This window comes from Pseudomonas acericola (SeqCode) (assembly GCF_053456465.1).
This window is the reverse complement of the sequence record NZ_JBRFJB010000012.1, coordinates 129,258-142,175: the sequence shown is the minus strand read 5'-3', so window position 1 is coordinate 142,175 and position 12,918 is coordinate 129,258. Positions and strand designations below refer to the sequence as shown.

14 protein-coding genes are annotated in these 12,918 nt (G+C 62.3%); 5 read left to right on the top strand and 9 right to left on the bottom strand.

Features of this window, described 5'->3' with window-relative positions; translation table 11 throughout:
• Positions 1-145: 145 nt before the first annotated feature.
• The gene (locus ACU688_RS27265; protein WP_448187121.1) at positions 146-682 is read right to left on the bottom strand and encodes a dihydrofolate reductase; all 537 of its coding nucleotides are present in this window, start codon (positions 680-682) and stop codon (positions 146-148) included.
• Entirely contained in the window at positions 679-1,236 is a 558-nt protein-coding gene (locus ACU688_RS27260) for a dihydrofolate reductase family protein (RefSeq protein ID WP_448187120.1), read from the bottom strand. The genes ACU688_RS27265 and ACU688_RS27260 overlap by 4 nt, the downstream gene beginning before the upstream one ends.
• Before the next feature lie 95 nt (positions 1,237-1,331).
• Between ACU688_RS27260 and ACU688_RS27255 the strand changes: the two genes are divergently transcribed.
• Complete coding sequence (locus ACU688_RS27255) at positions 1,332-1,790, top strand: HIT family protein (protein WP_448187119.1); 459 nt, start codon at positions 1,332-1,334, stop codon at positions 1,788-1,790.
• A gap of 125 nt (positions 1,791-1,915) precedes the next feature.
• Here ACU688_RS27255 and ACU688_RS27250 read toward each other — a convergent pair whose 3' ends face one another.
• From ACU688_RS27250 to ACU688_RS27220, 7 genes are all read right to left on the bottom strand, one after another.
• The gene (locus ACU688_RS27250; protein WP_026136444.1) at positions 1,916-2,254 is read right to left on the bottom strand and encodes a Na+/H+ antiporter subunit G; all 339 of its coding nucleotides are present in this window, start codon (positions 2,252-2,254) and stop codon (positions 1,916-1,918) included.
• Complete coding sequence (locus ACU688_RS27245; RefSeq protein WP_105522735.1) at positions 2,251-2,529, bottom strand: K+/H+ antiporter subunit F; 279 nt, start codon at positions 2,527-2,529, stop codon at positions 2,251-2,253. Before ACU688_RS27245 ends, ACU688_RS27250 begins: the two co-directional genes overlap by 4 nt.
• Complete coding sequence (locus ACU688_RS27240) at positions 2,526-3,014, bottom strand: Na+/H+ antiporter subunit E (protein ID WP_305430329.1); 489 nt, start codon at positions 3,012-3,014, stop codon at positions 2,526-2,528. The genes ACU688_RS27245 and ACU688_RS27240 overlap by 4 nt, the downstream gene beginning before the upstream one ends.
• A complete protein-coding gene (locus ACU688_RS27235; protein WP_448187118.1) occupies positions 3,011-4,693 on the bottom strand; it encodes a monovalent cation/H+ antiporter subunit D in 1,683 nt (560 codons plus the stop codon). Before ACU688_RS27235 ends, ACU688_RS27240 begins: the two co-directional genes overlap by 4 nt.
• The gene (locus ACU688_RS27230) at positions 4,690-5,034 is read right to left on the bottom strand and encodes a Na+/H+ antiporter subunit C (RefSeq protein ID WP_003192163.1); all 345 of its coding nucleotides are present in this window, start codon (positions 5,032-5,034) and stop codon (positions 4,690-4,692) included. Before ACU688_RS27230 ends, ACU688_RS27235 begins: the two co-directional genes overlap by 4 nt.
• Positions 5,034-7,955, bottom strand: a complete 2,922-nt coding sequence (locus ACU688_RS27225; RefSeq protein ID WP_448187117.1) for a monovalent cation/H+ antiporter subunit A — start codon at positions 7,953-7,955, stop codon at positions 5,034-5,036. The genes ACU688_RS27230 and ACU688_RS27225 overlap by 1 nt, the downstream gene beginning before the upstream one ends.
• 243 nt (positions 7,956-8,198) lie before the next feature.
• Positions 8,199-9,128: a DMT family transporter gene (locus ACU688_RS27220; protein ID WP_448187116.1), complete on the bottom strand. Its 930-nt coding sequence runs from the start codon at positions 9,126-9,128 to the stop codon at positions 8,199-8,201.
• A 92-nt stretch (positions 9,129-9,220) separates the two neighbouring features.
• On the opposite strand from ACU688_RS27220, the gene ACU688_RS27215 reads away from it, so the two are divergent.
• The 4 genes from ACU688_RS27215 (at position 9,221) to ACU688_RS27200 (ending at position 12,853) form a co-directional block, all read left to right on the top strand.
• Complete coding sequence (locus ACU688_RS27215) at positions 9,221-9,784, top strand: helix-turn-helix domain-containing protein (RefSeq protein WP_448187115.1); 564 nt, start codon at positions 9,221-9,223, stop codon at positions 9,782-9,784.
• A 154-nt stretch (positions 9,785-9,938) separates the two neighbouring features.
• Positions 9,939-11,135 carry an SfnB family sulfur acquisition oxidoreductase gene (locus tag ACU688_RS27210; protein WP_448187114.1) on the top strand — a complete coding sequence of 399 codons (1,197 nt, stop codon included), beginning with the start codon at positions 9,939-9,941 and terminating at the stop codon, positions 11,133-11,135.
• Between the two features lie 12 nt (positions 11,136-11,147).
• On the top strand, positions 11,148-11,474 hold the full coding sequence (locus ACU688_RS27205; protein ID WP_448187113.1) for an acyl-CoA dehydrogenase: 327 nt from the start codon (positions 11,148-11,150) through the stop codon (positions 11,472-11,474).
• Positions 11,474-12,853, top strand: coding sequence for an LLM class flavin-dependent oxidoreductase (locus tag ACU688_RS27200; protein WP_448187112.1), 1,380 nt, complete (start codon positions 11,474-11,476; stop codon positions 12,851-12,853). The genes ACU688_RS27205 and ACU688_RS27200 overlap by 1 nt, the downstream gene beginning before the upstream one ends.
• The last annotated feature ends 65 nt before the right edge of the window (positions 12,854-12,918 follow it).

Here is a 12,918-nt window from a genome sequence, read left to right as displayed (position 1 = left end):
ACCGATATGTGGCGCGCTACAACAGCGTAAGGCGCCACAGCTACAACGGATACCATTCGCCAATAGCAGCAGAAAAGTTAGCGGCGTGAGAACCGAAAAGAATGTCCGAAATTACTGGACCAGTTCAAGCCAGCTCCCACATTTTTTACCGTGCCCGCTCAGCACCACGAGAGTCTGCGCGGCGGACGTAATCCACCCACTCATATTCAAGGCCTTGGTGTTCCCTGACACCATGCCGGCAGACCTCGATGAACTCACTTTCGAAGCTGGGGAATTTGGCCTCACCTTCGTGATCATCGTTGAACAGGGTGAGGTAGAGCCTGTCCACCTGATCAATAACCTGGTCATACAGCTCCGGCCCGCCGCCGATATGCATCTCTTCGGGTGCAAACGCCGCTGCGCATTCCAGGGCCGATGCCAAGGACCGGCAAACAATCGCGTGTTCGTGCCGGTACGCCGGATCACGCGAAAGCACGATGTTCGGCCGATCCACCAACGGCCGCCCGCTGAGTGCAATCACCGACTCAAAGGTCTTGCGCCCCATGATCACGGGTTTGCCGATGGTCTTGGCGGCGTAGCGGCGCATGTCGTCGGGGACGTTGCGCAGCAGCCCGCCGGCCTTGCCGATGGAGCGGTTGTGGCGGCCTATGCCCGCCACCAACGCGAGGGGGATGTTCGTCATGCAGTCACTGCCTTCGCAATGGCGTAGCGGCTCTGCACAAAGCCATTGACCGATACATCCGTACCGAGATGGCGAAGTTCATGCTCGCTGCCTACCTGGCTGAACAACGAAATCCCTTCGCCCAGCAGCACCGGAATGCGCGTGATGATCAACTCGTCGATCAGGCCTGCCTCAAGAAACGCCTGGATCGTCTGCCCGCCGTCGATATACAGATGCTGCATGCCGCGCTCGGCCAGTTGTGTGACCAGTGCGCTGACATCCGCCGCCAGCACTTCCACTTTGCCCTGCAAATGCGTGGGGATCTCCAGCGGTTGGTGAGACAACGCTATGACAGGCAAGCCTTCATAGGGCCACTCTGGAAACGACAGGACTTTCTCCAGGGTCTTGCGTCCCATAACCAATGTGTCGACGGTGGCGATGAAGCTGTCATACGTCACGCCGTTCAAGGCTGCGGTTTCGTATTCTGGGCGGTGAAGCCACTCGATGTCACCGTCTGTTCGTGCAATGAAACCGTCAACACTGGCTGCGATAAATACGGAACACTTGATATCCATGGCAGGTTGAAACTCCTTTTGTTTTGACGTGCGCCGAATCCTAGCTTTAGATGCTCTCCACGAGCAAACCCACGACTGAAATGGCAGTGATTAAAATGGATTGTATTTTCTGCAGCATTGTCCGCAAAACCGCCCCGGCCCACATCCTGTGGGAAGACGATCAGCACATGGCCTTCCTCTCGATTTTCCCCAACACCCCGGGTTTCAGCGTGGTGATCCCCAAGCAGCATTACGGCAGCTATGCGTTTGCGCAGTCGGATGAAGTGTTGGCGGATCTGATCATCGCGACCAAGAAGACCGCACTGCTGATCGACCGGGCGTTTGCCGATGTGGCGCGCACGGGGATGATGCTGGAGGGGTACGGCGTGGACCACCTGCATGCGAAGTTGTTTCCCATGCATGGGACGGGCTCGGACAGTGCGTTCAAGCCGTTGAGTTCGAGGGTGGACAAGTTTTTTGACGCGTATGAAGGCTATATCTCGTCCCATGATCATGGGCGGGCGGATGATGCCGAGTTGGCAGAGCTGGCGACCAGAATCCGATCCTTCGCCTAGCACCGATCAGAATGTGGGAGCTGGCTTGCCTGCGATAGCGGTGGGTCAGCCAACAGTTTGGGTGACCCACCGCTATCGCAGGCAAGCCAGCTCCCACATGTTTAACCGAGTTTTCCTGAGAGAAATCAGCGGCGGCTGCTGACCTCGGCAGGCACATCATCCCCGGCCATACGCTTGCGGAACAGGGCGGTTCTAGCCAACAGCAACGTGGTCACCGGCACCGTGATCGACAACAGAATCGGAATCAACCAGCCGTGCAACACCGGCCCGGACTTGAGCACCGAAAAGTACACAATCGACGCCAACGCCACGCACCACGCGCCCAGCGTCGAGGCCAGCGCCGGCGGGTGCATGCGCTGGAAGAAGTCCTTCATGCGCAACAAGCCAATCGCGCCAATCAAGGCAAACACGCTGCTCAGCACCAGCAGCACCGCGACGATCACTTCCACCCATAACGGCATCATTCAATCACCTCGCCACGCAGCAGGAATTTGGCCAGGGCAAACGAGCCCACAAAGCCGAACAGCGCAATCAGCAGCGCCGCTTCAAAGTAGGTGTCACTGGCATACCGAATGCCCAGCACCAGCATCATCAGCATCGCCAGCATGTACAGGTAGTCCAGCGCCAGTACCCGGTCCTGGGCCGAGGGGCCTTTGAACAGGCGCACCAGGGTCAGCACCATGGCCAGGGAGAACAGGAACAGGCTGAACAGGATCGCATTGGAGAGCAGGGCGCTCATTCGAAGATCTCCATCAGGGGCCGCTCGTAGGTGGTCTTGAAGTGCTCGATAAACTGCGCTTCATCGTCCAGGTCGAACACGTGCAGCAGCAGGATGCTGCGGTCCAGCGCCAGTTCCGACCAGATGGTGCCGGGCACCACGGTGGTGATCATCGACAGCGCGGCAAGGCCGTTGGCGTCGCGCAGGTCCAGGGGGATCTTGATAAAGCGCGAGCGCGGTGGGCGTGAGCCACAGGTCAACACGCCCCAGGCCACTTGCAGGTTGGACACGATCACATCGCGGCCCACCACAAAGAACAGGCGCAGGATCACCCCAGGGCGGCGGATGCGGATCGGCAGCGGGCGCAGCGGCGCCATCAGCAGCGGCGCGAGAAAGCCCAGCAGCGCGCCCAATAGCAGGTTGCCGGGGCTCACGGACAGGTTCAGCACCAGCCACAACAGCCACAAGGCCAAAGACAGCCACGGGGCAGGGAACAGGCGTTTCATGGCTGCACCTCCGCTGCTGCGGTCTTGGCTTCAGGGCTCGGCACTGGCCGCGTCGCCATCACCGCCATCACATAGTGTTCCGGGTTGTTCAGGCTCACGGCGGTGGCCTCGGTGTAGCGCATCAGCGGCTCGGCCTTGAAGGTCAGCAGGATGCTCAGGCCGAGCAGGAAGAAGATCGGCACGCACTCGTAGCGGCGCAGCAGTGGCGACGGGCGCTCTTCCGGGGTCCAGAAGCGTTGGATGCCCAGGCGCGCAAAGGCGATCAACGAGACCAGGCCCGAAAGGATCAGCAACGTCACCAGGCCCCAGGCGGCCGGACGGATCGGCTCATCGATGCTGACGCCAAGCCCCAGCGGATTGATCAGCGCACTCAACAAGCTCAGCTTGCCGATAAACCCAGACAGCGGCGGCATGCCGATAATCAGCAGCGCGCAGGCAATAAAGCTCAGGCCGAGGAAGGCCATGGTCCACGGGATCACCTGGCCGACCACGGCTTTCTGCTCGTCGTCGAGGTTCACGCCGGGCTGCGGGTGCAGCGATTCCATGGCGCGGGGCAGCGCATCGATCTCTTCATCCAGCGGCAGGTCGTTGGCCGAACGCGAACGTTCGATCAACTCCGCCAGCAGGAACAGCGCGCTCAACGCCAGCGTCGAGCTGACCAGATAAAACAGTGCGCCCGCCGTCAGGCTTGGCTGCGCGAAACCGATGGCCGACAGCAAAATCCCCGCCGACACCAGGATGCTCAAGCTCGCCATGCGCTCCAGGCGCTGCGCCGCCACCATCGCCAGCGCGGCGCAGATGATGGTCGCCATACCGCCGTACACCAGCCAGTCGCCGCCAAACAGTGCCGACGCACCGGCCTGGCCGGAGAACAGCAGGGTCCACAGACGCAGCACGGTGTACACGCCGACCTTGGTCATGATCGCAAACATCGCCGCCACCGGCGCACTTGCCGAGGAATAGGCGGGCGCCAGCCAGAAGTTCAGCGGCCACATGCCGGCCTTGGCCAGGAACGCCGTGGCAAGGATCGCCGCGCCTGCGTGCAGCAGCCCGCGATCGGCCTCTGGCACCAGCGGGATTTTCAGCGCCAGGTCAGCGAAGTTCAGCGTGCCGGTGACGCCGTAGATCATCGCCGCGCCAATCAGGAACAGCGACGACGCCAGCAGGTTGATCGCGATGTAATGCAGCCCCGCCGACACCCGCGCGCGGCCCGAACCGTGCAGCATCAGGCCATAGGACGCGGCCAGCAGCACCTCGAAGAACACGAACAGGTTGAACAGGTCGGCGGTGAGGAAGGCGCCGTACAGGCCCATCATCTGCACCTGGAACAACGCGTGGAAGCTGGTGCCCGCACGGTCCCAGCGAGCCATGGCGAACACCAGCGCGCTTACGCCGATGATGCCGGTGAGCACCAGCATCAGCGCCGACAGTTGGTCCACCACCAGCACGATGCCGAACGGCACCTGCCAATTGCCCGGCAGGTACACGCCAATCGAGCCGGGGCCGCCTTTTTGTGTCCAGTACAGCAGCAGGATCGCAATGCCCAGGCCCAGTACGCTGGAGAACAGGTTGATCTTGGCTTTGAGTGGCCGGCGTTTTTCGCCGAGCATCAGCATCAGCGCGGCGGTCAGCAGCGGCAGCAGGATCGGTGCGATGATCAGTTGGTTCACCCAATTCATTCCTTGGGCTCCCGGCCGTCAACGTGGTCGGTGCCGGTCAGGCCCCGGGAGGCGAGCAGCACCACCAGGAACAACGCGGTCATGGCAAAGCTGATCACGATGGCCGTGAGTACCAGGGCCTGGGGCAGCGGGTCGGTGTAGTTGAGCAGGTCTTGCGGCACGCCGTCCTTGATGATCGGCTCCTTGCCGATAAACAGGCTGCCCATGCTGAAAATGAACAGGTTGACCCCATACGACAGCAGGCACAGGCCCATCACCACCTGAAACGTCCGCGGCCGCAGGATCAGCCACACGCCGGAGGCTGCGAGCACTCCGATGGCAATTGCGATGACTTCTTCCATCAGGCCGCTCCTTCCGTTGCGGCAACCACTTTGGCCTGGTTGCTCGGTTTATGGGCACGCACCGATTGGTGGCCGAGGGCGGTGAGCATCAGCAGCGTTGAGCCGACCACCATGGCGTACACGCCAACGTCGAAGAACAGCGCGCTGGCCACATGAATGTCGCCCAGCACCGGCAGGCTGAAATGCCAGGTGTGGGTGGTCAGGAACGGGTAGCCGACAAACAGCGCACCCAGCCCGGTGAGGGTTGCGGAGAGCAGGCCGAAGCCCATCCAACGCATCGGCCGCAGGCTCATCTGCGCCTCGACCCACTGCGTACCGGCGACCATGTATTGCAGGATAAAGGCGACGGACATCACCAGCCCAGCGACAAAGCCGCCACCCGGCTGGTTGTGGCCGCGCATGAACAGGTAGAACGACACGACCAGCGCAATCGGCAACAGCAGGCGCACCAGCACGGCGGGCACCATCATGAAGCCCAGCGCGGTATCGCTGGCCTGGCGCGGGTTGACCAGGTCGGTGGCCACGTCCGGCGCCAGTTGGCGCTGTTGCGCGGGCAGTTGCATGCTCTCTTTCGAAGGGCGGAAGCGCCGCAGCAGGGCGTACACCGTCAGCGCCACAGCGCCGAGCACGGTGATTTCGCCGAGGGTGTCGAAGCCCCGGAAGTCCACCAACATCACGTTGACCACATTGCTGCCGCCGCCTTCGGGCAGGGCGCGGCTCAAGTAGAACGAGGAGATATCGTTGGGCGTCTGGCGCGTGAGCATAGCGTAGGACAGCAACGCCATGCCGCCACCGACCACGGTGGACAGCAGGAAGTCGCGCAGGCGGCGAATACGCGCCTTGCGCAAGGAGCTTGGCAGTGGCGAGACTTCTTCGATCCGCCGTGGCAACCAGCGCAGGCCCAGCAGGATCAGCACGGTGGTGACCACTTCTACAACCAGTTGGGTCAACGCCAGGTCCGGCGCCGAGAACCACACGAAGGTGATGCAGGTCATCAGGCCGCACACGCTGACCATGGTCAGGGCTGCCAGCCGATGGTACTTTGCTTGCCAGGCGGCGCCGAGGGCACAGGCGATCGCCAGCAGCCACAGGGTCACAAAGACGATGGAACCCGGGATCTTCGGCCGGTCGCCCCAACTGAGGCTGCTGTGCAGCATCGGGATCAAACCAGCGATGACCGCCGCCAGCACCAGCAGGAACAGCTGGGTTTGCAGGCGCTTGGTGCTGACGAGCTTCTCGATCTTGCGCGTGCCACGCATCAACACCACCAGGCAGCGCTCGAACCCGCGCTTGCCGTTGAAGTAGCTGATCACCGGCGGATACTTGAAGCGTCCGCGCTTGAGTTGTTTGCGCAGCAGCAGGTAGAGGATCACGCCGCCGGTCATGGCCACCAGGCTCATGATCATCGGCGCGTTCCAGCCGTGCCAGATCGCCAGGCTGTATTCCGGCAGCACGCCGCCGACCACCGGCAGGGCGGCAGCGGCGAGGATCGAACCGACCATCTGCGCCGGGAAGATCCCCACCAGCAGGCAGGTGAACACCAGCAGCTCGACCGGTGCGCGCATCCAGCGCGGTGGCTCGTGTGGCGTGTGCGGCAGGTTGGTGGCGGTGGGGCCGAAGAACACATCCACCGTGAAGCGCAGCGCATAGGCCACGCTGAACGTGCCGGCGATGGTGGCGATCACCGGCAGGGTGATTTCCACCCATTTGGTCGCCGAGATAAACACGGTTTCGGCGAAGAACATCTCTTTGGACAGGAAACCGTTCAGCAGCGGCACGCCGGCCATGGACGCACTGGCGACCATCGCCAGGGTCGCGGTAAACGGGATCAACCGTACCAGGCCACTGAGTTTGCGAATGTCGCGGGTGCCGCTTTCGTGGTCGATGATGCCCGCCGCCATGAACAGCGACGCCTTGAACGTGGCGTGGTTGAGGATATGAAACACCGCCGCGACCGCGGCCAGCGGGCTGTTGAGACCCAGCAGCAAGGTGATCAGCCCGAGGTGGCTGATGGTGGAATAGGCCAGCAGGCCCTTGAGGTCGTTTTGGAACATGGCGCAGTAAGCGCCGAGGAGGAGGGTGATCGCGCCGGCACCGCCGACGATATAGAACCATTCTTCGCTGCCGGACAGCGACGGCCACAGGCGGGCCAGCAGGAACACGCCGGCCTTCACCATCGTTGCCGAATGCAGGTACGCCGAGACCGGTGTCGGTGCCGCCATGGCGTGGGGCAGCCAGAAGTGGAACGGGAACTGCGCGCTTTTGCTCAGGGCGCCGATCAGCACCAGGGCGAGCATGATCGGGTACAGCGCGTGGGCGCGGATCTGCTCGCCCGCCGCCAGCACCAGGTCGAGGTCATAGCTGCCGACGATATGCCCCAGCAGCATCACGCCCGCCAGCAGGCACAAGCCGCCCGCGCCGGTGACCATCAACGCCATGTACGCGCCGCGTCGTGCATCGGCGCGGTGGTGCCAGTAGCCGATCAGCAGGAACGAGAACAGGCTGGTCAGTTCCCAGAAGAACACGATCTGGATCAGGTTGCCGGAGATCACCAGGCCGAGCATCGCGCCCATGAACGCCAGGAAAAACGCAAAGAAGCGCGGCACCGGATCATCCGGCGACATGTAGTAACGCGCATACAGCGACACCAGCGTGCCGATGCCCAGCACCAGCATCGAGAACAGCCAGGCAAACCCGTCCATGCGCAACACGAAGTTCAAGCCCAGGCTGGGCAACCACATGAATTCTTCGCGGATCACGCCACCGTGGGCGATCTGGGGGTAGAGCAGGGCGACTTGAATGGTGCCGACCAGGGCCACAAGGCCGGCCAACAGGGATTCGGTGTTACGTGCGTTATGCGGCAGCAAAGCCGCCAGACAGCTGCCGATAAAAGGCAGAAGCAGTAGAACTATCAGGGACATAGGCTTCTAATCTGCGGGAGTTTGGGATGCATCATACGTGCCGCTTTCTCGATCACCAAACGGCAAGATGTGGCAGGATCCTACAAGGTAAGCCGAAAACGCCCATTTGGCATTGTTTACAGACACCACCTTCAAGTGTGGGAGCGGGCTTGCTCGCGAATGCAGGCTGACATTCAACAAATGTGTTGGCTGATCCACCGCTTTCGCGAGCAAGCCCGCTCCCACACTCGACCGAGACGGGACTTAACCCTGTCGTTCCTGCTCCAATTCATCTTCCAGCTCAACCGCCTTTTGCCCCTTGGTCTTCATCTCACTCACAATCACCGCCGCCACAATCAACGCCGCCCCCAGCATCGCAATCGGCGGGAAACGCTCCCCGGCAATCCGCCCAACCACCCCGGCCCACACCGGCTCGCCGGCATAAATCAACGTGGCCCGCGTTGGCGAAACACTCTGCTGCGCCCAGTTCATCGCGACCTGGATCACCGCGCTGGTCAAGCCCAGGCCCACCGCACTGAACAGCAACAACCAGGAGAACCCCGGCAATGCCTCGCCCATCGGCACCACCATCATGAACGACAACACCGACGCCGTAGCCAGCTGCACCACGGTCACTCGGCGCACATCCACTTGCCCGGCATAGGCGCCGATCAAGATGATCTCGGCCGCTATGGCGATCGCACCAATCAACGTGGCGATCTCACCCGGGCTGAAATTCAGCGAAGCCCCAGCAGGCCCCGTCAACAACATCAACCCGGCAAACGCGAGCATGATGCCAATGCTCGGCATCAACCCCGGACGGCGCCCCAGCACCAGCCATTGCAGCAGCGGCACGAAGGGCACATACAGCGCAGTGATAAACGCCGACTGGCTGCTCAGGATCGTCTGCAAGCCAATGGTCTGCAAACCGTAGCCAAACATGATCGCCACGCCGATAAACACCCCGGCCTTGAACTCGAACAGCGTCAGGTCGCGCAGGGTGCGCAGGGAAAAGAAGCCGACCACAATCGCCGCTGCCGCAAAACGCAGGCCCACGAAGAACATCGGCCCGCTGACGGTCATGGCGTGTTGCACCAGCAAAAAGGTGCCGCCCCAGATCATGGTGATCACCACCAGGATGCATTCGGCTTTGCTGAAACGGTTGAAACGCGAGGGGGATTTGGCGGCAGTCATGGCGGCTCGGTCTTGCAAGGGAAAGGCACGGACCGCACAATGCGCCGCACGCTGGGCAGTATACTGCGCACACCCACCCATTGAGCAATATAGTGCACAAAGAAAATCCGCAACGGGCCTCGGTCCTGCAGCACGTCAGCCAGAACGTTCGTCGCCTGCGCCATGCCGCCGACTTGAGCCAGACCGCGCTCTCGGAAAAATCCGGGGTCAGCCGGCGCATGCTGGTGGCCATCGAGGCGGGGGAGAAGAATGTCAGCCTGTCCACCCTCGACCGCGTCGCCGAAGCCTTGGACGTGGCGTTCAGCGACCTGATCCAGGCCCCGGATGTGCGCGACCACAGCCGCATCAACGAACTGGCCTGGGCGGGTGAGATCGATGGCAGCAAGGCGGTATTGCTGGCCAAGGCCACGGCGCGGCGGGAAGTGGAGCTGTGGGAATGGCGCCTGGAGCCCGGCGACCGCTACTGCCCGGACCCCGACCTTGAGGGTTGGAGCGAGCAGCTGTTTGTGTTCGAGGGCAGCTTGACGTTGGTCGTGGCGGGTGTGGAGAACAGCATCGGCGCCGGCGAGTTCTTTATGTTCGCCAGCCACCAACAGCACATCTATCGCAATGATGGGGATGTGGCCGTACGCTTCATACGCAACGTGGTGATCTAACTGTTCGCCACGCAACAGTGGATGCACACTTTGCTGGTTTAACACGCTGTCCATCAGTCGATTTAATCGGCAACCCGCTGATTTTATTGGCGATTAAATTCAGGCACGACTCCTGCAATCACTCCGTTATCCCATCGGAGCCTGGAGTCGGCCCATGTCTGCCCACCCTTTACACCCTGCCCATATCATCCGCTCGGACGCGGAAGCCATCGACGTCGCCACGCGCCTGGCCGCCCGTTTTGCCATCGAGGCCAGTGAGCGCGACCGTGAGCGGCGCCTGCCCATTGCCGAGCTCGACGAGTTTTCGGCGAGCGGCTTGTGGGGCATCACCATTCCCAAGGCTTACGGCGGCGCCGAGGTGTCCTATGTGACCGTGGCCGAGGTGATCAAGTTGATCTCCGCCGCCGACCCGTCCCTGGGGCAGATTCCGCAGAACCACCTTGGTGTCGTCGACATCCTGCTGCAAACGGCCACGGAGGAACAAAAGCAGTATTACTTCGGCAAAGTCCTTCAAGGCTACCGTTTCGGCAACGCCTTCTCCGAAGCCAAGAGCAAAAACGCCGGCACCTTCGACACGCAGATCCGCTTCCACGGCGACACTGCACAAATCAACGGCGAGAAGTTCTACTGCACCGGCGCGTTGTTCGCCCATATCGTGCCCACCGTCGGCAACAACGAAAAGGACCAGGCTTTCATCGCCTTCATCGAGCGTGACGCCCAAGGCCTGAGCGTGATCGACAGCTGGGACGGCTTCGGCCAGCGCACTACCGCCAGCGGCGGCGTGACCCTCGATGGCGTCAGCGTGCCGCGCAGTGCCGTGATCCCGGCCCACTTGGCCTTTGACCAACCCACCGCCAACGGCCCGATTTCGCAGATTATCCAGGCGGCCGTCGATACCGGCATCGCCCTCGGCGCCCTGGAACACGCGAAAATCCATGCCCGCCAAGCGCGTCCGTGGATCGACAGCCAGCAGGAGCAAGGCTGGCAAGACCCGTTCACCATCGCCGCCATCGGCGACCTGGAATGGCGCGTGCACGGCACCGAAGCCATCCTCGCCAAAGCGGGGGAAGCCGTGGACCGCGCCCTCGCCGAACCGAGCGAAGACAGCGTCGCCCACGCCTCGCTGGTCGTCGCCCAGGCCAAAGTACTGTCCGCCGAAACCGCTTTGCTGGCCAGCAGCAAACTGTTCGAACTGGCCGGCACCCGTTCGGTCACCGGCAAGCACAACCTCGACCGCTTCTGGCGCAACGCGCGCACCCACACCCTGCACGACCCGGCCCGCTGGAAGTACCACCTGATCGGCAACTTCGTGCTCAACGGCGTGAAGCCCGCGCGCCACGCCTGGAACTGAGGAACTGCAACCATGACCGCATTGAACCTTGCCCGCCAACTGCTGGACAGCACCCGCCGCCACGTTGAAACCAGCACCGACCCCTACGTGATCAGCCGCTTCGGCGACTTGCAGATCCGCGTCGATGTGGCCGCTGCCTTGCTGGAACGCGCCGCAACTCATCCCAGCCCGGTGGCCGCCACCGAAGCGCAGATTGCCGCCGCCGAAGCCTTGATCGCCGCGAGCAACGCCGAGTTTGAACTCACCGGCCAACGCACCGCGCTGCCCTCGTCCCTGGATGATCCGCTGCGCACCAAGTACCAGATCGTCGGCAACTACCACCTCAACGGAGTGCTGTGATGGCCCGTGAAATCCGCTTGAATGCCTTCGACATGAACTGCGTCGGCCACCAATCCCCCGGCCTGTGGGCGCACCCGCGCGACCGTTCGTGGCAGTACAAGGACCTGGAATACTGGACCGACCTGGCCAGGATTCTTGAGCGCGGCAAGTTCGACGGCCTGTTTATCGCCGACGTGCTGGGCATCTACGACGTGTACAACGGCAACGGCGACGCCGCGATTCGCCAAGCCACGCAAGTGCCGGTCAACGACCCGCTGTCGCTGATCGCGCCGATGGCCTTGGTCACCGAACACCTGGGGTTTGGCCTGACGGCCTCGCTGTCGTTTGAACACCCGTATCCGTTCGCCCGTCGCCTATCGACGCTGGATCACCTGACCAAGGGCCGCATCGGCTGGAACATCGTCACCTCCTACCTGGAAAGCGGCGCGAAGAACCTCGGCCAGAAAGCCCAGACCGAACACGACGCGCGCTACGACTACGCCGAGGAATACCTGGAGGTTTGCTACAAACTCTGGGAAGGCAGTTGGGAAGAGGGCGCCGTCCTGCGCGACCGTGAACGCCGCATCTTCAGCGACCCGAGCAAAATCCACGAGATCCGCCACGTCGGCAAACACTTCCAGGTGCCTGGCATTCACCTCTGTGAGCCGTCGCCGCAACGTACACCGGTGCTCTATCAGGCGGGCGCGTCCAGCCGTGGCAAGCAGTTTGCCGCCGAGCAGGCCGAGTGCGTGTTTGTCGCCGCACCGTCCAAAGTGCTGCTGAAAAAGACCGTCGCCGACATCCGCCGTCGTGCCGCCGAGGCTGGCCGCGATCCGAGGAAAATCCTGATCTTCAACTTGCAGACGGTGATCGTCGGCGAGACGGACGCGAAGGCCAAGGCCAAGTTCGACGAGTACAAATCCTACGTCAGCTACGAAGGCGCGATGGCGCTGATCTCCGGCTGGACCGGTATTGACTTCAGCCAGTTCAAGCCGGATGAACCGCTCAAGCATGTGCACACCAATGCGATTCAGTCGGCGGTGGAAGCCTTCTCCACGGCTGATCCGAACAAGGTGTGGACGCCCAACGAGCTGGCCGATTGGGTTGGCATTGGTGGCTTTGGCCCGTTGTTTGTCGGCGGCCCTGAGACCGTGGCGGACCTGTTGCAGGAGTGGGTGGAAGAGACCGATGTGGACGGCTTTAACCTGGCCTATGCGCTGACCCATGAGACCTTTATCGACGCCGTGGAGTTGCTGGTGCCGGAGTTGCAGAAGCGCGGGGTGTACAAGACCGAATACGCCCAGGGCACGTTGCGCGAGAAGTTGTTTGGCGACGGTGCGCGGTTGGGCGCCAATCACCCCGGTGCCAGCTTCCGCGACCTCAAAGCGACCACCCTCTAACAGACACCCCTCGATCCCTGTGGGAGCTGGCTTGCCTGCGATAGCGGACTGTCAGTTGATAAATG